This window comes from Microcystis sp. 0824 (genome assembly GCF_003112475.1).
GTDB lineage: Bacteria > Cyanobacteriota > Cyanobacteriia > Cyanobacteriales > Microcystaceae > Microcystis > Microcystis aeruginosa_C.
Window position 1 is genome coordinate 76,140 of the sequence record NZ_BDSM01000047.1, and the last position, 21,348, is coordinate 97,487.

Genomic DNA, 21,348 nt, shown 5'->3' on the forward strand with positions numbered 1-21,348 from the left:
GACGTTAGGTGTTAGGGTTTTAGTGGAAAACTTCCTTAGTTTCCTTTCACTGATTACTGATTACTGATCATTGAACAGTCTTCCCAGATAACCTCATCTCAGTTACCGCCCCGAAACCCTACAATAAAGGCAGCAGCATCAATAAACAGTAAAAAAATCAACCGTGACCAAGACCCCATCGATCGAGGAAACTCATTACAATCAGGCTAAGGCTAGTTTACAACAGGCCTTAACTTGGTATGCCAGTTTTCGCCGCCATTGGAATTATCCCCCCGATCCCCAACTTCAGGCCGCCGTTAAACAGGATTTGCAGTCCCTCAAATCGGCCTTAGATAAACTGGATGAAACGGTGATTCGGGTGGCAGCCTTCGGGTTAGTCAGTCGCGGTAAATCCTCGGTGGTAAACGCTTTAGTCGGTCAAAAAGTCCTGACAACTGGACCCCTGCACGGGGTGACACGCTGGCCGCGATCGGTGCGTTGGACCCCCGCCACGGGTAAAATTCAGATAGAATTAATCGATACCCCCGGATTGGATGAGATTGAAGGGGAAGCGCGGGCGAATATGGCCAGAGAAGTCGCTAAAAGTGCCGATTTGATTTTATTTATCGTCGCCGGGGATATTACCCGCACCGAATACGAGGCCTTAGGAGAATTGCGCTGGGCCAAAAAACCGATCATTTTGGTGTTTAATAAGATTGATCTCTATCCAGAAGCTGATCGCCGCCAGATTTTTCAGCAGTTACAGAGATTAGGAACCAATCGGGACGAAAAAACGTTAGAAGATTTGTTAACTAGCGATGAGATAGTTATGGTAGCCGCCGAACCGCAACCGATTCCTGTCCGGGTGGAATACCCCGATGGGTGCGTAGTGACTGAGTGGGAAACCCCTCCCCCCCAAATTGAGGAGCTGCAAGATAAACTCTTAACGATTTTAAATCGGGAAGGGCGATCACTGCTGGCCTTAAATGCTTTAGTGCAGGGGCAAGAAGCGGAGGAAAATATCGCTAGAAAAACCCTGGAACTGCGGGACAGTCAAGCGGAGGAAATTATCTGGCAATACGCGAAATATAAGGCTTTAGCGATTGCGGCCAATCCGATCGCTATTTTAGACCTCCTAGGCGCTTCAATCGTCGATTTGACTCTAGTTCGGGCTTTGGCTCGTTTGTACGGCTTGCCGATTACCAGTCACCAAGCCGGTCAACTCTGGCGGACGCTACTTTTGAGTAGTGGGGGGTTGCTGGTGGGGGAAATCCTCAGCACTGTGATTATCGGTTTGGGCAAAACGGCAGCGGCAGCGACGAGTATTTTTGAAAATCCCACTTCTTTAACCCTCTACGGTAGTACCGCTCTCCTACAGGGGGCAATTGCTGCTTATGGAACCTATATCATCGGAAAAGCCGCTAAAATCTATCTAGAACGCGGTTGCAGTTGGGGGGCATCCGGACCGAGTACGGTGATTAATCAAATTCTTGCTCAAGTTCATCCGCAAACTATCTTATATCGTTTACGTCTGGAACTAGAACAGTGATTTTAAGGTAAAAAGGAAAAAGGAAAAAGGAAAAAAGGCAACAGTGATCAATTAAATATTTCCTACTGACTACTGATGACCGACTCCTAATTTTAGAAACTTAATTTTTGACAACGACCACTAGCTAGAAATATTGAGAGAAAATCATGTCTGCTGCCCATAAGTCCTATATTCCTGTCCCCGTTCCTCGCCAAAAAAGCCAAGGGAGTCAACGCCGTCCCCAGTCGCGGGTAACTTCCCCCAATCCCACTACTAAACCAGTTACTCAATCCTCCCCGACTCCCACCGTCAAACCGGCGACTAAATCGGCGGCGAGGGTTCCTGTGGCCCCGACACAAAAACAATTAGTCTCGCGTCAATTACGTTCTCTTTGCCTCCTAGAAAGAATAGTGGCCGTGATTACTTTTTGTCTGTTGGGTTCGACTCTGGGAATATATGCTTGGACGGTATATATTCCCAAGGTTTGGGACAAAGAATTTGGTAAACTGGAAACGCTGCAACGTCACGAGCGCCATCTTTTGGCCACCAATGAAACCCTTAAACATCAACTAGCTCAACAAGCAGAAAAACCCGAAACTGGACTAACTCATCCCCAACCCTTCCAAACTATCTTTTTACAGCGTAAATCTGCCCCGAACCTGAAACCGGCCGCCGCTTCTCAACCCCAATCTACCGTCAATTCTCGACCCAGAAGTGCCTATTAACAGTTATCAGTTATCAGTTATCAGTTATCAGTGGGTAAGTTAACAGTTATCAGATGTGAGTTTTTAAGTGTGCAGTATTAAATAGAAGTTTCCTACTGTCTTTTTACTGATTACTGTTTACTGTTTACTGGTTACTGTTTACTGGTTACTGTTCACTGGTTACTGATTACTGATAAATGAAAGATACTGCTCATGACTGACACCAAAAGACCCGGATTTAGAGGTAAAAAAACTCGATCGCCCTCGGGCAGGATTCGGGACAGAAAGTCTTATTTAAACGACAAAAAACGGCAACAACAGTTAAAAAAAATGCCTGTGAGTAACGGGCGATTGCTGGCGGTGTGGTTGATTTTAGTCATGGGTATTTTGGGTTTAGCTTGGCGATTGTACCAATTGCAAATAATACAAGCACAGGAATTGCAAAAAAGAGCCAGACAACAGCAAACTACAAGTATTAGACCCTATATTCCCCGACGGGCGATCGTCGATAGTAATGGTAATGTTTTGGCGACTGATCGCTTAATTTATACTCTTTATGTACACCCAAAACTGTTTGCTATTCCGCCGGCAGAAGTGGCTGATAAATTAGCTCCTTTATTAAATATTCCTACTAATCAACTGATTCAAAGATTTAAAGAAAAAGAAACAGGAATTCGTTTAGCCAATCAATTAACTGAATCCGTGGCTAGGGGCTTAAAACAATTATCTCTTGACGGTGTAGAATTAGAGGAAAAATACGCTCGTTATTATCCCCAAGACGATGTGGTAGCCGACGTGATTGGCTATGTAGATAAAGAACATCGTGGCCAAGCTGGATTAGAAAGAGGTTCCAGTCAGTTATTAGAAAGAGATCCTTTTTCTGTCAATACAAGACGCATGGGAGACGGGCGAATTTTACCAGCTTTTGTTCCCGATGGTATCTTTCAATTTGATGAATTACAGTTAGAAGTAACCCTCGATTTAAAACTACAAAGAGCAGCCCGGGCAGCCCTACGAGAACAGCTAAAAAAATTTAATGCTAAACGGGGGGCTGTCATCGTCATGGACTCCCTTGATGGTTCTCTTTTAGCCCTAGTTTGTGAGCCAACTTTTAACCCCAACGAATACTATAAAGCCAATGTGGCTCTATTTAAAAATTGGACCGTAGCCGATCAGTACGAACCGGGGTCAACTTTTAAACCAATTATTATCGCCCTGGCCATGGAAGCGGGGGCAATTAAAGCTAATACGGTAGTCAATGATCCGGGGGCAATTACTGTCGGTCCCTGGACCATTAAAAATGCCTCTAAACAGGGTTATGGGGCGCTAGATATGGCCCGAGTTCTGCAAACCTCTAGTAACGTGGCCATGGTGCAAATTGCCCAAAAAATGGGGCGAGTTGATTTCTATAAAAGTTTATTAGGATTGGAAATAAATCAAAGGGTTGGCGTAGATTTACCCGGAGAAGTGGCAGGATATCTCAAACCCGAACCAGAATTTCTGGATAATGCCATTGAATCGGCCACAGCTTCCTTTGGTCAAGGTTTATCCCTAACGCCTTTAAAATTAGTACAATTGCACGGTGCGCTGGCCAATGGTGGCACCCTGGTGACTCCCCATGTGATCAAAGGATTAGCCGACGACCGCGGCCGTTTGCACTGGCAGCCCGATTATCCCAGCAAAAAAGTCTTTTCTCCCACCGTGGCCCGGCAAGTGGTGGAAATGATGGAAACCGTCGTCAGCAAGGGGACAGGGGAAGCAGCCCAAATCCCCGGTTATCGCATCGGAGGCAAAACGGGAACCGCACAAAAAGCTAGTCCGACGGGGGGTTATCTACCTAACGCCAAAATTACCAGTTTTGTCGCGATTTTACCGATCGAATCGCCCCGTTATGTGGTTTTGGTGGTGGTGGATGAACCCAAGGGCGCCAATACTTTTGGCTCCACTGTTGCCGCTCCCGTGGCAAAAACCGTGATGAATACGCTCATTTCCCTCAAAGGTATCCCCCCCACCTCCAAGGTGGTTCCGGCGGGTTCTGCGACCAATAAACCCCCGCGCCACGATTAATTTAAGTGTTGAGGAGAAAAGCCGCTAAATTGTCTGGTAACTCCTATTCCACATGGGGTTTAACTAGGGTTTGCGGCAAAAAGTTTTTCCTGGGGGCAGGGTGTGGGGTGTGCGGTGTGGGGTTTTACCCATTTTCAGGTGGTCAATTACCTAATTTTCAGGGAAGAAGTGCCTGAATTTTACCCCCGATCACTGCAAGGGTCGGCACTTTTCGAAGGGAAAAAAGTCTAAAAGTCTTATCCAACAAGGTTTTAAGATTTATTCAGCAAACCCTACTTAGGGCTTGCGGCAAAAAGTACGGGCGAAGCATTCGGATAGAAAATCTACGGTTTCACCGATAGGTTATTGCCCGAATGCTTCGCCCCTACAGGACGCGGGCCGATGAAGACGCAAGGTTTTAAAGCACGATTCTCTCAAAATCTTGCACCTGTTTCGCGAGAAAAGCCACAAAAACCTTACCTTGCCTACATTTAACATTTATTCAGCAAGCCCTACTTATCGTTTTTGTTGTAACTTTGAACCGATTCCCAACAGTCCAAAACCTAGCAATCCTAACATCGCGGAAGGTTCGGGAATGGGAGAAGCGTCAAGGGTTATAAGATCGTAATTCGTCTGGGATCCCGACGATGAGGTCAGACGAATTGTTAATGCCTGCCCTAGTAAAGGACCGCTGCTACCACTGGTATAGCTAACGGTGACAGGTGCGAAAGTTCCGGCAGTGGGAGTAACACTACTGCCAGAAGAGGCTAGAACTGTAGCTCCAGCTAAAAGTTGGATATTGTAGCCTGGAAAGCTCTCAACGAATCTGCGTCCGACAAACGCGCCCAAAGTATATTTCGTGTTCGCTTGCAAAGTTGCGGAAAGTGTCTGGGAGATAGTTCCCCCGTTACTCCAGGCTACTTGATTTCCATCAGGAAGAGTCGGTGATGTACCGTAAAAATGATTGCCTGGACTACCGGTTTCAGCTATGCCTGGATTAAGAAACCCCTGATTCGAACCTCCTGCGAACGTCCAGTTCCCGACGGTACCTGTACTAATAACGGTAAACCCCGGTAAGGCAGTGATGGGCTGGGATTCAAAGCTATGATTCGCTATGAAAATAGATGCAGCCCTAACTTGCCCCTGCGGAACAATCATCAAACAAGAAGATGCGATCGCTATCTTGAATAATCCTAGCTTATCGCAACCTGCAAAAGAAACTAATTTCGCTAATACTTTTTGATTCATAACGTCAATACTCCAAAGGAGGGAACTTTCCAATCATACTAACAACACTTCAAACTTTTAGCAACACCAAACACTGTATGATGGCCATTGATTAGAGTCGATGTTGACTCTTGGTCTAATCTCTGACAGGGAAACAAGCAAGCTGAAAAGTTTATGTAGCATGGAATACAGACACAGACTCCAAAAAAAGATATAGCGTTTTTCAGTCTGCTGAGGTACAAAAGTTATGGGTTTTAGGCAAAAGGCAAGAGGCAAAAGGCAAAGGGGAAGAAAAACAGGTGTACCTCACTAGCTTAGGAAACGCTATAAGTCATATTTACTATATATGACCTAAATAACGAAAATGATAAGTGAACTATACCGGAAAGTCTTAGAGAATGAACTGGGGCGAGCCAGATATCTACTGTTGTTAATGATAGTTGGAACCTTGCAAATACTAAAGCAAGCCAAGTTAGAGATATTAGCAGAAGCATTACCAATACCAATCCTGTTTGAGAGTCGGAGAAAAAAACTAAAAAGATTTTTAAAGCTGGAAATTCTGAATATTGAAAAAATCTGGTTTCTCTGCCTAAAAGAGATGTTAAAACAGCAGGAGAGATTCACAATAAAAGGATTAGTATATAGCGGTGTGCAGTCGTATGAGGTACAGTATCACGAGCTATAAACCATGCTAGGCAAAGCTTGGTCTGTATCTCACTCAAGCGCTTACCGCTATATATTGCCATAGACCGGACGAGTTGGGCAGCAATAAATATCTTGATGGTGAGTCTAATTTATGACAAGAGAGCCATCCCAATATATTGGGAGATATTAGATAAAAAAGTAAGTAGTAATCTCGAAGAACAGCAGCGAGTATTGGGGAAAATATTGACGGTACTATCAGGTCATAAAATAGTGGTGTTAGGAGACAGAGGATTTTGCTCGGTTAGTCTTGGAAAGTGGCTTCAAAAGCAGAGTTTATACTTTTGCTTAAGACAAAAAAAAAGTACAAATGTCAAGACAAAAGAAGGAGTTTATCAAGAAATGAGAGGATTGGGTTTAAGTCCAGGAACTAAACTATTTTTGAATGATGTCAATATTACAAAAGAGCAGGGATTTGGAGAGTTTAACTTAGCTGGTAAGTGGAAAAAAACCCTAGGGGGTTTTCAAACAAAAGAACCTTGGTATATTCTGACTAACTTTGGAGATTTAGAGACGGCAATAATTGCCTATCAAAAAAGATTTGATATTGAGGAGATGTTTCGAGATTTTAAGTCGGGAGGCTATAGCTTAGAAGGTTTTCAATTAGCACCAAAATACTTATCAAAGCTGATAATTGTTATAGCTATCGCCTATACAAGTGCCACACTGCAAGGTAAAAAAATTAAGGATATGGGAATCCAAAAATATGTCACAAGACCTGAAAAAAAATATAAAGGTCAACGCAGACACAGCAGTTTTTATGTGGGTCAACATCTCTATCATTGGCTACAGCTACATCAAATGTTCCCAAAAAATATAGAAGAGCTAATGCAAATTAGCCGCTATCGGTTGAAGGATTACATCAAAGGACAAAGAGCGATATCGCTTGCCCTATCTACCTTCTAGCTCGCTTGTCCCCCTCTCAGGACCCCCTAACTGGTGCCGAGAAAACCTTCACCAGCTAAGTATTTTTACTCAAGTCTCTGGAGGGGGACAGCTTATGTGACAGTTGAGGGTGCGGAATGTGGGGTAAATCCATGCCTTGGCCCTTGCAAAAGTGACGATCCTCACCTCTAATCATAGATCGTTGTGTTAGGGATGAAGTCACAGACTTAATTGTAGAAGAGTGCTAATCTGATCTATTAGCCCATCAGCACCAGTAGAGGAGCTTCTGATATGCCCTACAAATGCTTCCAGATCAAATTTTGGGGAGTACGGGGGAGCATTCCCTGTCCAGGTTCGGAAACCGTTCGTTATGGTGGTAATACTTCCTGTGTCGAGATGCAAGTCGGTAGAGAAAGATTAATCTTCGACGGTGGTACGGGTTTACGCATCCTAGGACAGTCTTTGATGGCAGAAAGTCCAGTGAAAGCCCATTTATTTTTCAGCCATTCCCATTGGGATCATATTCAGGGTTTCCCTTTTTTTATCCCCGCTTTTATCAGGGGCAATACTTTTAAAATCTACGGGGTTCCCTCCCCCAACGGGGCAACCATGAAGCAAAGATTAGACGATCAGATGTCACACCCTAATTTTCCCGTGCCTTTGCAGATTATGCGGGCCGATTTAGAATTTTATAATCTAGAAATGGGCGAAACCCTCTACTGTGCCGATTTCACCGTTGAAACCCGTCCTTTAAATCATCCGGGAGAAGCGGTGGGTTATCGGGTAAATTGGCGGGGTTTATCGGCAGCTTATATTACCGATACGGAACATTTTCCCGATCGCCTTGATGATAACGTTTTGGCTTTAGTCCGGCAAGCGGATGTGATGATTATTGATGCTACCTACACCGATGAGGAATACAACGATCCTAAGTATTCTAAGGTGGGTTGGGGTCATTCCACTTGGCAGCAAGCAGTCAAAATCGCCCAGGCAGCGCAAGTTAAGCAGTTAGTTCTATTTCATCACGATCCCGCCCATAATGACGATTTTCTTGATCGCATTGGTGAACAGGCAAGAAAGATTCTGCCTCAAACTATTCTCGCCCGGGAAGGCCTCTCGATCGAACTGCGACCGGGAGATGATCAAATAGATGAAGTGTAATCTAAGCTACTGTTCCCACCATGAAGATAACTGCTGTGGATGCTCAACAGCTTATCCCCGTGGGCGGAGATAGGATAGAATGGTATAACTTCATCTGGGATTTTCTCTGGTGCTATATTATAAAAATGTCCAATCAATCCTCACCTAACTCCACAGAAATACAAGCAATTTTTGATCAGATCGCTCCCGAATATGACCGACTTAATCAAGAATTAAGTTTAGGATTACACCGCGTCTGGAAATTAATGACAGTCAAGTGGTGTCAACCCGAAAAAGGCGATTTTGCCCTCGATGTCTGTTGTGGTAGCGGCGACCTAACTAACCTATTATCAAAACAAGTGGGTAAAACCGGCCAAGTGATCGGACTAGATTTTTCCCCACAACAATTAAAAATCGCCCGTCAACGTTTTAGCGCCACTAATATTAACTGGATGGAGGGGGATGCCCTCAATTTACCCTTTGCCGATTCCAGCTTTGATTGTGCCACTATCGGCTATGGATTACGCAATGTGGTCGATATTACCCAATCTTTGGGGGAATTATACCGAGTCTTGAAACCGGGTGCTAAAGCGGCGATTCTTGACTTCCATCAACCCACCGAAACCATCGCCAAACTATTCCAAAACTGGTATCTCGATCATATCGTCGTTCCGGCTGCCGAGCGCTACGGCTTAACTGACCAGTACGCTTATATTAGTCCCAGTATCGATCGCTTTCCCCGGGGCCCAGAACAGGTAAAATTAGGCTATCAGTCGGGATTTTCCGGTGCTGTTCACTATCCACTCCTAGCAGGACTGATGGGAGTGTTAGTCTTGAAGAAATAACCTACTCACATTTCCGTTTATTTTTTGCTGCTAAATTGAATCTCCCTACTCTTTGGACATGGATCTTACCGCCGATCGCGGGGGCAATTATTGGCTATTTTACCAACGATGTAGCCATTAAAATGCTATTTCGTCCCTACAAGGCGATTTATATCGGTAAGCGTCCTCTTCCCTTCACTCCGGGGTTAATTCCTCGCAATCAAGATCGATTAGCTGTCCGGGTATCGGATACGATCATGGGTTCCCTGTTAACCCCCGAGGAATTACAAAAACTGGCTAAACGACTCCTCGACACCGAAAGGGTACAGGGGGCGATACTCTGGCTGTTACAATTAGCTTTAAAACAAATAAAAGGCGATCGGCAAGCAAAAACCGCCGAGATTTTGGCGGCGATTCTTCATGATTTATTCGGGGAATCTTTAGCGAGATTACTAAAAGTTTTAGCCCGACGGCAGGACTTTTTAGAAAAACAGATCAATCAAATTTTTGATCGCCTAGTCTTAGAATTTTCTCTCAGTGAACAACAGGCGCGACAATTCTCCGATTGGCTATTAGAAACCGTCCTACCTGCTGATGTTATCCGTCTAGCTTTAATCGATTTTTTAACCGATCGCAATATTCAAGTTATCGATGAAGGATTTCGGGAAAAAACCAGTGGAACCTATTGGGTAGTAGCCAATTTATTCGGTTTACGCAATGCCCTGGCCCGCTTACGCACTTTTTGCCTTGATGAAAAGGATTTAGCTAATACCAGAATCAAAGAATTATTACTATCTTTAGAGATGCGTAATCGTCTGAAAAACTGGTTACAAAGTATCTCTTTACAAAATTTACCTATCTCCACTGTCAGACAATTGCGTAAAACCACTAGAGACACGGTGCGAATTTATATTCAAGAAAGTGGCGAACAATTTCTGCAAGATTTTGGACAAACGATCGACTGGGATCAAATCGCTAATTTAATTATTAATCGTCTGCAATCTTCGGGGGCAATGACTACATCATTAGGGGTAATTAGTCAAGAGTTAGCGTTAATTTTAGAACGTTATCTAGAGGAAGATTTAGAGAAATTAGTCGCCCAAATTATCCCAATTCTCAACATCGATCAGGTGATCCGCGATCGGGTAAATGCCACTTCCCCCGCCGATCTGGAAAATGCCATCCAAGGCATTGTTAAACAGGAATTACAGGGAATTGTTAATCTCGGGGGTATTCTCGGTCTTCTAGTTGGACTAATGCAAACAATTATTTTAATTGCACAGAATCCAGGGTAATAATTAGGGTCTGCTGAAAAAGTTTGTTGGTGGGGGCAGGGTGTGGGGTGTAGGGTGTGGGGTGTGAATTTTCCCCCTGAAAAAGCCTTAATCTAACAAGGTTTTTAGATTTATTCAGCAAGCCCTAATTAGGGGGGTTAAACCAAGTTAACCCCCCGGAATCATTGCGTTTATTTTTAAGGTAAAATCAAAAAACTTCCCTGACAGAAAAGAGTTTGATCGTCGAGAATAAAAGATTTAATCTCCACATCTTTGCCTAAATCGACGGTAAAGGGTTGCAAATCAATAGATAAATCTGGGGCTAAACCTTGCCATTGTCGGGGACTAATCCCTAAAGTGCGGGCATCTTCTAAGGCAATATCAGCGCTAAAAATTACTTCTGCACCTGTTTCTCTATGGCCGAGAAGAGAGAAATAACCCTGATTTAAGAGAACATTTTTCCAGTTAAAACGCTGTTGTGAGATAATTTCTCTGGCGTTAACAATTCCGTTATTTTCTAGGGAAAAAATTAGTAAATCGGCAAAAGCATTAACTAAAATAGTCGAGGCGATCGAATTATTTAAATCCTGCTCGTTAATTTCCACCTCACCGCTAACCCGAATAGGTTCCAAAATTTTTAGGGGTTTCCCTCGCAAAACCTGCCCAATATTAAGACGAATATTTTCCCCTCTTAATTGCGCTTTACCTAGATGTAAACCCTGATAAATCGCTTTTCCTACGGCTAAAAATACCCCGGGGATATAACCGCGCAAAATTTGCCGATCATGACCTTGCAGCTGCATTTCTAAATCTTCTATCTGTTCTACTTGTGTTCTTAAGAACAGACGTACTGCTGGCGGCAAAACCTTACTAATAATCTCACTTTGAGTATTGACCCACATAAACGTTATCTCACTCACTCCACAATGTTTCTAATTTTGACACTTCCGTTGCCTAAAGGCACTGATCACTGAAAAGCCGCTAATTTTTAGGTTTTTGAGGCGTTGAGGGAATTAAAACGAGGGGAAAGATAGGCGACTAAAATCCCGAGGACAAAACCGATTAAATTGCGGAAAAGGGGCAGTAATTCACTGGTGCGAGTAACCACCGGTCCGATGCCAAAAGCAACAAAGAGGATAAACCAGAGGGGAGAGACAATTAAAACCCATTGCCAAGCGAAAACCTGTCCTTCTTTGCGAGGAATACCGGCAAAACCGAAGACTAAACCGCCGACAATTGAGGTAATTAAAGTTAAAATCCACTGTTCCCTCGGTAAACCGGGGACTACCGCACAACCACCTTTAACTAAACAACCTTTTACCGTGTCTAAAGATTGTACGATCGCATTATTTTCGCCATTTTCCCGGACAAAATACATATTACCGAAACGGGCCTGTAATTCGATCCAAAAAGTGCGGGGTAAAAATTCATAGACGGCATCGCCAATACTAAAAGATAGTAGATTACCGCCGCGACCATCGGCCACTAGGAGAATACTTTTATCATCCAATCCCCAGAAATTAATCACGGCCCGGCCGGGGCTGCGGTCATATTGGGTTAAAACTCGCATTTTCCAGCCGGTTTCCCCTTGAAATGTCTCGATATCTTGGATTAATGCCTCTTCCTGTTTTGCGGGTAGATAATTGGCTAAATCAACGATCGGAGTGGCTTGATTGGGCAGTAATTCGGGATTATTCACCGCTAGAGCTTGATCCGGGCAGATAATCCAACCCAGACAGCTAATGACACCAATTACAAGAGCGATCGAGATTCCTCGGCAAAAACGATTGAGCATAGCACTTCTAGACAATGAGAATTTTTTCAGCAAGGGTGTAGGCTAACTTTCAGTTTCTTTACACTTATTTACTTTATCTTAAGGGAATTCTCAACTTTAGTCACTCAGTTATCAGGAGTCGGTCGTCAGGAGTCTGTATTCAGGAGTCAGGAGTTGAGAGTTGGGGTTTTAGGGAGTTGGGGTTTTAGGGTTTTGGGGTATTAGTTGAAATTCTCCTATCTCCCCACTCCCCCATTTCCCCACTTCCCAATTCATAATTCATAATTCATAATTCCCCATCTGCTTAACTGCGTTTCCAAGTATTCCAAGCGACTTTAAAACCGATCAAGAGGCGACGGCTGCCACGATCGAGCTTGCTGAGACCAGCTTTAGCACTACCGAGACTGCGATCGACTCCTTGGACAACTTGGCGGGTACTTTTGACCCCTTCATCGATATTTTCGGTTAATTCGCTGATTTCTGCCCCTGTCAGGCGAATTGCTTCTAGAGTCGGGGGAAATTCCCGATGGAGGGTATCGAATAATTTTTCGGCACTGCGGGCTGCCCGGGCTAACTCTTGCAGGGCAGGCAAAGCGGCGATGAAAACCGCCGTTAAACTAACGGCGACTAGCAGTAAAGAACATCCTAGCCAGAAAATAGGTTCGGTCATTTAGTAGTGATTCGAGTGTTGATTATCGCCTTGGGGGGATTCTTGCGAGTCGGGGGAGGGATTGTCGGTGGCTAGACTTTGACTAGCTTCGATTCCAGCTGTCACCGCCTCTTTTAATCTGATTAAAGTATCATCCCAATTACGCCGGGCCGATTCCGATAGGCGATCGGCCTGCAATTGCATCGTCGTGGTCAGATCTTCGGCTAATTCTGGCAAAGCCTGGGCGGATTTTTGCAGAATTCGACGGGTTTCTTTTCCAGATCTCGGCGCTACTAATAAACCCGCCACTGCCCCGATCGCACTGCCCACTAAAACCCCGACGAGGAATAAGCCACCGTTACCGTTATTTTTATCTGCCATAGGATTGCCCTTGTACTTAATTCCCAATTTTACGAGCAATTACACTTCTCTTGTGCAGTTTCTTCGGCAAAAATTTTGACCTGTTGCTCTTGGCAAGCGGCAACAGACCTAGAAGGGATAAATTGAGAAAAAATAGCGGTCGGGAAAAACCTGATTTTATTGCTGATTTTGAGCCAATAAGGGAGTGAAAAAGAAGAACCTTTGGGAGTCTTGCCGTGTTTCGACCCCAAAGGTTCCTCTTATGCTGAACTTATACTCCTCACACAATAGTAATAATACACACAATCCGCTGCTTTTGTCAAGAGGTTTATGACATTTTTTTCCACAGACCTCTGGCCAAATTAATTTCCCAGGGCCGTTAGGCGCTCTTGTCAAGGACAGCTAAGCTGTTGACTATCTAAATTACTCGTTAAGATTACAGGGGATCAGGGAGCGAGAGTTCGATCATTTGTACTAAAATTCTCCATAGGCAGTTTAAATACAGTACAGCGTATCAACCATTACCTTCAAGCCATGTTTTTAAATCTCGTTCTGGTTTAGCCACATTGAATAAATGTAAACCAAAATCCTCTGAAATATCTTGACAAATTTTCACTCCTCTGATGCTGTTGCCTTTTTCATCTAAAAGGGGCGAAAAAGTCCCAATTCCCAACTGATGGGGAACTACTGCCGTAATTCCGCCCCCGACACCGCTTTTTGCTGGTAATCCTACCCGATAGGCCCATTCTCCTGAAGCGTCGTACATTCCACAGGTAAGCATAACACTGATCACATCTTGAACGTAGTGTTCATCGATCGCCCGTATTCCTGTGATTGGGTTGACACCCCCATTAGCTAAGGTAGCAGCCATGAGGGCTAAATCGTGAGCATGGACGAGGATGGCGCATTGTTGACAGTAAAGATCCAAGGTTTCTTCAATTTTATCGCTAACCATGCCAAAATTTAGCATCAGATAAGCCATGGCCCGATTGCGATTGCCGGTGGATTTTTCCGAGAGAAAAACGGGGACATTAATCTCGTGATCCCTGCCGGTATAGCGTTTAAACATTTCTAAAATACGTTTTAGCCTTTCCGTGGCATTCTGTCCGGTGATTAAATCCGTAGTAGCGATCGCACCAGCATTAACCATAGGATTATAGGGACGATTGGTTTTTTCATCGAGAATAATCGAGTTAAAAGCTTCTCCGGTGGGTTCAACACCGACTTTACTATTAACGTATTCTCTTCCGTGATCTTCTAGAGCTAATCCAAAGACAAAAGCTTTAGAAATCGATTGTACTGTAAAGGTTTGCTGACAGTCTCCCACCTCAAAAATCTGACCATCAGTGCTAATTACGGAAATACCAAACCATTCTGGAGCTGCTAGGGCTAATTCCGGAATATAATCGGCGATATGACCCGTCTGTAAATCAGAGTATTTTGCGTGCAGATAGTTAAGATAGTTCCGAAAAGGATAGACTAACTCTTGCTCGGAATTGACGGGACTAATAAAATCTTTTGGGGAAGCCATAGAGGAGTATAGCAGTTATCGTTTAATTGCCACTCTAGAGACGTTAATAGGCACATCTCTAGAGAATTTCTGTAATCCCTAATTAACTTCTCGAACCGCGATAAATGCGATCAGCTTGGGAGGGTTCTAAATAAGTATAGCCCGGTTTTTGGGTTGAGGAGCCATTCTTTTTGGCCACAGTATTAACCGCAGGAGTCGCTTTTTTTACCTCCGCGTGAGTCCTGATATAATCCTCAGAAATCTTGAAGGGATGACTATTGGGAAGGTGACGACTAGAGGGTAAATTGTCTGCTGCTTCGGGATGGGTAATTTTACTATGGGGAGCGACAAAATCGTGTAGGATGGGATCGTAGGCTAAAATTTCGCCGGTTTCAATCCGAAAAATCCAACCGTGTAGAGATAATTTACCCTGATGTAATCGGGAACGAATAATTGGATAGCTTTGCAAATTACTTAACTGATTGAGAACATTTTCTGCTACTGTCACCTCGATCAGTTCTTCTCCTTCTAGTTCTTTGTAATTATCCTTAACTAAACGTCGAGTAGCTTCTGCTTGTTTTAACCAATCGTAAACTAAAGGCATTTCATCGGCTAGACTCTGCAATTTTAACAAACCTTTCATCGCTCCACAATGGGAGTGACCGCAGATAATCACTTGCTCGATGCCGAGAGCGTTGATAGCATATTCTATAGATGCACCTTCACCACCATTGGTTGCTCCGTAGGGAGGAATTATATTTCCCGCATTACGAATTACGAATAATTCCCCCACCTCCGCTTGGGTAATTAGGTTAGGATCGATCCTGGAATCGGAACAGGTGATAAACAGGATTCTCGGTTTTTGTCCGTGGGAGAGTTGCTCAAATAATTGCCGATGTTCATCAAAATAACCACTCTGGAACTTTTCTAGTCCCTGTAGGAGTTTCTTCATAATAATTTTTCTGGTTTAGTTTGATCGCTATTGAGTCGATCCTTTCAGCATTATCGGGCATGAGATAACAGCAATGCAACTGGCCAGATTAGCGATCGCTATCGGCGGCGAGATCGGTTATATTTTGTTAAGATAAGATACAGACTGTATCTAAGCAAATTTTATTTTATGGAAACTGCAACAATTTTGGGTGTTTCGATCGCTGCCGCTTTGGTAGGAATTACCGCTTTAGCTCTTTATACCGCTTTTGGACCGCCGGCAGCAGAATTAAGCGATCCTTTTGAAGATCACGAAGATTAATTCTTTAATAACCATGTGGCTATCTGCCAAGGAGAAATTTGCTCCATAGGATCGATCGCTCTTTCTAAACCGTCGATCGATTCTTTTATTGTTAATTGTAATTGATTTTGCCAATCAATAACAGCGTTTTCTCCCTGACATTCATAAACGCGCATTACCCAACTCTGAGCGGATGTTTCACTTTGTTTTAAACTCATTAAAATTAAGTTATCGGCCGAGAATTTTAACCATTGTGCCACGGGGGGCAACTGGGTTGATCGAGAAGAATTAGTAATAAAAATAACGGTGACAGGTGAGTTTAACTGCCAAGCGTGATGGACAGTTTTCGCCGTTTTCCAGTCCCCTTGATGGGGATATATTGCATAGGTAAATTCTTGTTTCCCCAGATCTGCCTCGGGATCGGGCCATCGAGGACTTCTCAAGAGAGTTAATCGCAGTTGCTGGTTAGTAGCATCATAGCCATATTTATTATTATTTAAAAGACTTACACCATAGTTTGCCTCTGTATCGGTTAAATCCGCCCATTTATGGGCGTAAACTTCCCATTTTGGCGATTCTGGTTCGTGATCACGCTCGATCGCACCACAGGCAATTTCATAGGTGGTAAAATCGCTGTTTAGGGTGAGAGGAAAAGCGGTTTTTACCAAAGTATGTTCTTGCTGCCAATTAACAATAGTTTTAATCTGGAGCATAGGAGCATCTTTTTCTAAGATATAATCTTGACAAAATTGCGAATCACCTAAACTTCTGATCACGCGAATCTGCCAGCGCAAGGGACCACATTCTAAGCATTTGATCGATTTTAATACTGTTTTAGGTAAGGGATATTGTTGATAATTCGGATCGATATTCCAAGCGTCCCAATATTGTCCTTGATCTTTAAATGCCTGTAATTGATTACCAGCAGCTTGCAGGATTTCTCTTCGATTAGTTATATCAAATATACTATCTATATCCCCCGTTTCCGAGTTAATGGCAACTTTAAGTAAGCCATTATCTAAAATAAATTGGCAGTTAGTTAAATTTTGCTCGGCTGCTGGCTGATTGGCAACTAACCAAAATAACTTATAACCCACAGAAGGAATATTTTCAGCGAGAAATAATAGCTGATTGTCGTGGGATAATTGCGAAGGACAGAGACAATTATCCCAGTCATAAACCGAACAATTGACAGATTCTATTGCTAAAGAGATAACCTGGGTTCTTTCCCAGTTAAGAGAATTAAAAACTAGAAAAGGTTTTGCTTGGGGATGGGGGGGATTAGGTAAATTAATTTTATTGGCAATTGCCTGTAAAGCTTGATCTAAAATTGCTTCACCTGTGCTGATAACTTGCCGCCATAACTGATTAGCATCCCTAAATACTTCGGGGATCGAAGTACCCGGCAGTATATCATGAAACTGATTTAATAAAACCTTTTTCCAAGCGGATTCTATCTCGACTTTCGGATAGGGAATATCTAGTAAGATATTAGCCAGAGAAGACCATAGTTCCCCTTGATACAAGAGGATTTCACAGTAACGATTATAAGCCTTTTGGTCGGCGTGGGTAGTATAACAACCCCGATGGAATTCTAGATATAATTCATCATCCCAGATAGGAAGATTACTTGTCTCGAGACTGTCCAGATAAGTTGTTGCTTGGCTAAATTTTAACTGGGGGAAAAAAGGAGATTTTTGCCAACGTTGGGCCACCTCTAACATATCACGAGTCGGGCCGCCGCCATGGTCACCAACTCCCGGCAACCAAAAAATCTCTTTTAAGCCGGTTTGCCGTTCCCAATTGAGAGCATGATCGGTCATAATAATTGGATTAGTATCCATAACTCCGGCAACATTGGGAGGAGACATGAGGGAAAGAATTTTACTGCCATCGGGAGATTGCCACCAGAAAAAACCGTGGGGAAATTTAGTCGTATCATTCCAATGGAGTTTCCCAGTTACAAAGTATTTGATGCCAAAGGATTTAAGAATTTGCGGCAATTGGTAGGGAAACCCAAAGGTATCCGGCAGCCAAGCAGTTTCAGTGATTTGTCCAAATTTTTCTTGAAAATATTTTTGTCCATAAAGCAGCTGTCGAAATAGGGATTCCCCAGAAATTAAATTGACTTCTGGTTCTACCCACATCCCACCCAAAAGTTCCCAAGATTGCCCTTTATATGCCTCTAGAATTGCTTGAAATAGGTCAGGATGATGTTTTTCTATCCATTCGTAAATTAGGGGGCTAGAATGACCAAATATGAGGGCAGGAAAATCTTTTTGCAGGTTTAAAACCGAGATAAAAGTGTTTTTTGCCACTTGCCAAGTTTCTGCCAACGGCCACAACCAAGCCATATCTAAATGTGCGTGGCCGAGAAGATGAAAACTGCGTTCTTTGAGAGGTTGAGCGAGGAGTTGCAGGGATTGACGAATTGACTCTAGGGATTGATTAAATTTATCTTTGTTGCTGACATTATCCCAGTCAATATTATCGAGAGTAGCGGTAAAAATAGCTAAGTTTTCAGGATAAAAAGTTTGTAGATAATTATGGAGGATGGTTAATTCATCAGCAACAAAACTAGGATCGATAGCTTGGCTATATTCATAGATTAACTCTGATTTCATCAAACCACCAATATCATGATTGGGACTGACTAAACGCAGAGTAACAACGATTTCTTGACCAGTAGAGACCGAGTTAGAAAGTAAAATGCGCGTGGAAGAATCAAAGAGATCTCCCGCTTGGATAAATTGATTATTAACATAAATTTTGACATCTTCTGCCCACCAAGTTAAGATTAATCTCAGTTCCATTCCCTCTACAGGATAACCGGCTAAATGTTCGGGGACAATAATTTTTTGAGTTAGATATTGGATTTGTCTGCCGGCCGGCCAAATAATGTATTGTTTTTCATTAAGGGTGACGGGTTGAATTGGGTTTCCCGCTGCTGTAGCGATCAACCAATTTTTCTGAACATCTGTGCGGGTGAGGTGAGACAGTTTAGCGATGTTGTCCAGGGGAGACATGAGCCAACAAATAAGGTAATTTTGACTATTTTAAGCGATCGAGGCCTAGTTGCCCTAGGGGAGGATTTCTGTTAACGCAATACTGCTGAAGACTTACTCAATCTCATCCTTCAACGGTTTATTGAGAATGAGTAGAGAAAAAAAGCCCGTGATGAGGATTGAACTCATGACCTCACCCTTACCAAGGGTGTGCTCTACCACTGAGCTACACGGGCATTGATCGTGGTGGGCCGGGCCGGATTCGAACCAGCGTAGGCGTAGCCAACGGATTTACAGTCCGCCCCCATTAACCACTCGGGCACCGACCCATTAATTCCACGATTAACAATCATAGCACCCTTAGCTAAAACACACAAGTGTTTAGGGAAAAAAATTTTTGAGCCATAAAATAACTCCCGTTAAAGCCATGGCTTTAACGGGAGTTTTCTGATAATCTCGAGAGAGATTAGAGTAAACTTTCTTCTTGGTGAGTTTCGATCACACAGTCAGAGGTAGGATAGGCGACGCAGGTGAGGACATAACCCGCTGCAATTTGATCGTTATCAAGGAAGGATTGATCGGATTGATCGATTGTACCAGATACAAGTTTACCGGCACAGCTGGAGCAAGCTCCCGCACGGCAGGAATAGGGTAAGTCCAGTCCTTGCTCTTCAGCTATATCGAGAATGTAATCATCATCTTTAACCTCAATTGTCTTCTCGCCATCGGGTGTTATCAGGGTGACTTGATAAGTTGCCATCGGTTGTTCCTCTTAATTAAATGCCAGTGAAAGCGGCAGTCTCTACAATTGCCTCTCGCTCGTCGTCAAAGTGAACGATACGAGCAAGTTTCATTTTTGATACTACGGGAAAATCTCCCTGACTCACCCTTGCATTAGTAATGACAGTCTTAAATAAACTTAAAATAAAATTTACTTATATATCTACCCCAGAATTCTTGAGGATACTTGCTCGATCTTTAGATAATTTCATCCCTCTACAATCTAGCTAAACTAACCACTACTAAGCATTTGGAGCCATAATGTTAATTGTTTTTTTAGTCTTAAGCCGATTTTTGTTAAATATTAATTTAACTTATAGTTAAGATATATGTCGATGAATTGTCTTTAACCCAGCCAAGAAATTGCTTTTCGGCGCTGCTGCCGGTAACACATCTAGGGAAACTAGGGAAAAATATATTGACAATCAAACCAATAAGTGGGTAGGTAAGCTGTTCGTAATTTAAATTGCTTGTTGAGACGAGGCAAGAGGCAAGAGGCAAAAGGCAACAGTAAAGGGATTGGAGGAGATTCAGCTAATCAAAGGATAGGCGTTTAAAATACGTCTTAGCTTATTGAAAACTTTCAGATACCCCCGCCTATCGGCACCCCTCTTATTAACTGTCCATTAGTCACATCTTTCTTAACATTTCAAACCTTTGTAGCACATGGCTTTCAAGACTCGGTTAACAATCTGTAATACTCCTTGTTGACACCCTTACTGACCAAGAAAAAACTGAAATCAAGTCAGGATAAGGGTTGGAGTGCTTACTGAAAAAATTGTTAAGAAAAATCCCTATAAGGGATAGCTTATTAAGGGGGCAGGGGGGATCGAACCTAAAATCCATTTTTAATTTAATTATAACCAGCTACTTATCAGTCCTAACACCCTTAGCTAAAACACACAAGGGTTTAGGGAAAAAAGTTCTTAAGCCATAAAATAACTCCCGTCAGGGCCATGGCGTTAACGGGAGTTTTCTGATAATATCGAGGGAGATTAGTACAACTTCTCTTCTTGGTGGGTTTCGATCACACAGTTGGATCTGGGATAGGCGACACAGGTGAGGACATAACCCGCTTCAATTTGATCGTCATCGAGGAAGGATTGATCGGATTGATCGACTTTACCAGATACAAGGCTACCGGCACAGGTGGAGCAAGCTCCCGCACGGCAGGAATAAGGTAAGTCCAGTCCTGCTTCTTCGGCTGCCTCAAGAATGTACTCATCATCTCCAACTTCAATTGTCTTCTCTCCATCGGGTGTTTTCAGGGTGACTTTATAAATTGGCATCGGTTGTTCCTCTTAATTAAATGCTAGTGAAAGCGGCAGTCTCTACAATTGCCTCTCGCCCGTCCTCAGAGTGAACGATTGGAGCGAGTTTCATTTTTGATACTACGGGAAAATCTGCCTGACTCAGCCTTGCATTAGTAATGACAGTCTTAAATAAACTTAAAATAAAATTTACTTATAGATCTAACCCAGAATTCTGGACGCTCCTTCCCGCATTTCTCACAAACTGAATTAAGAACCTAATTTGGAGGTTAAAAGTTGGTGTTTTTCAAAAATAAGAGAAACCCGCTTAGTTATCAAGGAATAATCTGACTAAACTAATCAAAAAATTCCTGAATTACTGGAAAAATTCCGTCAATTAGGGAAAATGTTCACGACAAAGTTAGCTGAATTTATAAGCAGCCATTTTTAAGACTATTTAATGATCTTTGAAAACTCTTC

General features: G+C 43.1%; 19 protein-coding genes and 2 tRNA genes. 9 read left to right on the forward strand and 12 right to left on the reverse strand.

What is annotated here, in order from left to right; genetic code table 11:
- Positions 1-163 precede the first annotated feature (163 nt).
- The 3 genes from N0824_RS15800 to N0824_RS15810 all read left to right on the forward strand — a co-directional run bounded on the left by N0824_RS15800 (position 164) and on the right by N0824_RS15810 (position 4,278).
- The gene (locus N0824_RS15800; protein ID WP_108937441.1) at positions 164-1,528 is read left to right on the forward strand and encodes a GTP-binding protein; all 1,365 of its coding nucleotides are present in this window, start codon (positions 164-166) and stop codon (positions 1,526-1,528) included.
- A 146-nt stretch (positions 1,529-1,674) separates the two neighbouring features.
- Complete coding sequence (locus tag N0824_RS15805; RefSeq protein WP_108937442.1) at positions 1,675-2,232, forward strand: hypothetical protein; 558 nt, start codon at positions 1,675-1,677, stop codon at positions 2,230-2,232.
- Between the two features lie 192 nt (positions 2,233-2,424).
- On the forward strand, positions 2,425-4,278 hold the full coding sequence (locus tag N0824_RS15810; protein ID WP_108937443.1) for a penicillin-binding protein 2: 1,854 nt from the start codon (positions 2,425-2,427) through the stop codon (positions 4,276-4,278).
- A gap of 495 nt (positions 4,279-4,773) precedes the next feature.
- Here N0824_RS15810 and N0824_RS15815 read toward each other — a convergent pair whose 3' ends face one another.
- A complete protein-coding gene (locus tag N0824_RS15815) occupies positions 4,774-5,505 on the reverse strand; it encodes a PEP-CTERM sorting domain-containing protein (RefSeq protein ID WP_108937444.1) in 732 nt (243 codons plus the stop codon).
- 412 nt (positions 5,506-5,917) lie between these two features.
- Between N0824_RS15815 and N0824_RS21430 the strand changes: the two genes are divergently transcribed.
- The 5 genes from N0824_RS21430 (at position 5,918) to N0824_RS15835 (ending at position 10,330) form a co-directional block, all read left to right on the forward strand.
- Positions 5,918-6,169, forward strand: a complete 252-nt coding sequence (locus tag N0824_RS21430; RefSeq protein ID WP_233256460.1) for a hypothetical protein — start codon at positions 5,918-5,920, stop codon at positions 6,167-6,169.
- 17 nt (positions 6,170-6,186) lie between these two features.
- Entirely contained in the window at positions 6,187-7,092 is a 906-nt protein-coding gene (locus N0824_RS15820; protein ID WP_199224925.1) for an IS4 family transposase, read from the forward strand.
- Positions 7,093-7,362: 270 nt separating this feature from the next.
- Positions 7,363-8,232: an MBL fold metallo-hydrolase gene (locus N0824_RS15825; RefSeq protein ID WP_108937445.1), complete on the forward strand. Its 870-nt coding sequence runs from the start codon at positions 7,363-7,365 to the stop codon at positions 8,230-8,232.
- Positions 8,233-8,357: 125 nt separating this feature from the next.
- Entirely contained in the window at positions 8,358-9,056 is a 699-nt protein-coding gene (gene ubiE, locus N0824_RS15830; protein ID WP_108937457.1) for a bifunctional demethylmenaquinone methyltransferase/2-methoxy-6-polyprenyl-1,4-benzoquinol methylase UbiE, read from the forward strand.
- A gap of 35 nt (positions 9,057-9,091) precedes the next feature.
- Positions 9,092-10,330, forward strand: a complete 1,239-nt coding sequence (locus N0824_RS15835; RefSeq protein WP_108937446.1) for a DUF445 domain-containing protein — start codon at positions 9,092-9,094, stop codon at positions 10,328-10,330.
- Positions 10,331-10,506: 176 nt separating this feature from the next.
- Here N0824_RS15835 and N0824_RS15840 read toward each other — a convergent pair whose 3' ends face one another.
- The 6 genes from N0824_RS15840 to N0824_RS15865 form a co-directional block, all read right to left on the reverse strand.
- Complete coding sequence (locus N0824_RS15840) at positions 10,507-11,211, reverse strand: DUF2993 domain-containing protein (protein ID WP_002792426.1); 705 nt, start codon at positions 11,209-11,211, stop codon at positions 10,507-10,509.
- 86 nt (positions 11,212-11,297) lie between these two features.
- Complete coding sequence (locus tag N0824_RS15845; protein ID WP_108937447.1) at positions 11,298-12,104, reverse strand: TPM domain-containing protein; 807 nt, start codon at positions 12,102-12,104, stop codon at positions 11,298-11,300.
- Positions 12,105-12,387: 283 nt separating this feature from the next.
- The gene (locus tag N0824_RS15850) at positions 12,388-12,753 is read right to left on the reverse strand and encodes a hypothetical protein (protein ID WP_004156958.1); all 366 of its coding nucleotides are present in this window, start codon (positions 12,751-12,753) and stop codon (positions 12,388-12,390) included.
- Entirely contained in the window at positions 12,754-13,113 is a 360-nt protein-coding gene (locus N0824_RS15855) for a YtxH domain-containing protein (RefSeq protein ID WP_108937448.1), read from the reverse strand.
- A gap of 493 nt (positions 13,114-13,606) precedes the next feature.
- Positions 13,607-14,623: a glutaminase A gene (glsA, locus tag N0824_RS15860; RefSeq protein ID WP_108937449.1), complete on the reverse strand. Its 1,017-nt coding sequence runs from the start codon at positions 14,621-14,623 to the stop codon at positions 13,607-13,609.
- An 82-nt stretch (positions 14,624-14,705) separates the two neighbouring features.
- On the reverse strand, positions 14,706-15,554 hold the full coding sequence (locus N0824_RS15865; protein WP_108937450.1) for a carbonic anhydrase: 849 nt from the start codon (positions 15,552-15,554) through the stop codon (positions 14,706-14,708).
- Between the two features lie 168 nt (positions 15,555-15,722).
- Between N0824_RS15865 and psbN the strand changes: the two genes are divergently transcribed.
- The gene (psbN, locus tag N0824_RS15870) at positions 15,723-15,854 is read left to right on the forward strand and encodes a photosystem II reaction center protein PsbN (protein ID WP_002736132.1); all 132 of its coding nucleotides are present in this window, start codon (positions 15,723-15,725) and stop codon (positions 15,852-15,854) included.
- Here the strand turns inward: psbN and N0824_RS15875 are convergent.
- The 5 genes from N0824_RS15875 to N0824_RS15900 all read right to left on the reverse strand — a co-directional run bounded on the left by N0824_RS15875 (position 15,851) and on the right by N0824_RS15900 (position 20,907).
- Positions 15,851-18,859 carry an alpha-mannosidase gene (locus N0824_RS15875; RefSeq protein WP_108937451.1) on the reverse strand — a complete coding sequence of 1,003 codons (3,009 nt, stop codon included), beginning with the start codon at positions 18,857-18,859 and terminating at the stop codon, positions 15,851-15,853. The two genes, psbN and N0824_RS15875, sit on opposite strands and share 4 nt — an antisense overlap.
- 143 nt (positions 18,860-19,002) lie before the next feature.
- Positions 19,003-19,074, reverse strand: a tRNA-Thr gene (locus tag N0824_RS15880).
- A gap of 8 nt (positions 19,075-19,082) precedes the next feature.
- Positions 19,083-19,167: transfer RNA gene (locus N0824_RS15885), tRNA-Tyr, on the reverse strand.
- A 137-nt stretch (positions 19,168-19,304) separates the two neighbouring features.
- Positions 19,305-19,598: a ferredoxin gene (locus N0824_RS15890; RefSeq protein WP_108937452.1), complete on the reverse strand. Its 294-nt coding sequence runs from the start codon at positions 19,596-19,598 to the stop codon at positions 19,305-19,307.
- A 1,015-nt stretch (positions 19,599-20,613) separates the two neighbouring features.
- The gene (locus N0824_RS15900; RefSeq protein ID WP_108937454.1) at positions 20,614-20,907 is read right to left on the reverse strand and encodes a 2Fe-2S iron-sulfur cluster-binding protein; all 294 of its coding nucleotides are present in this window, start codon (positions 20,905-20,907) and stop codon (positions 20,614-20,616) included.
- Positions 20,908-21,348 lie beyond the last annotated feature (441 nt).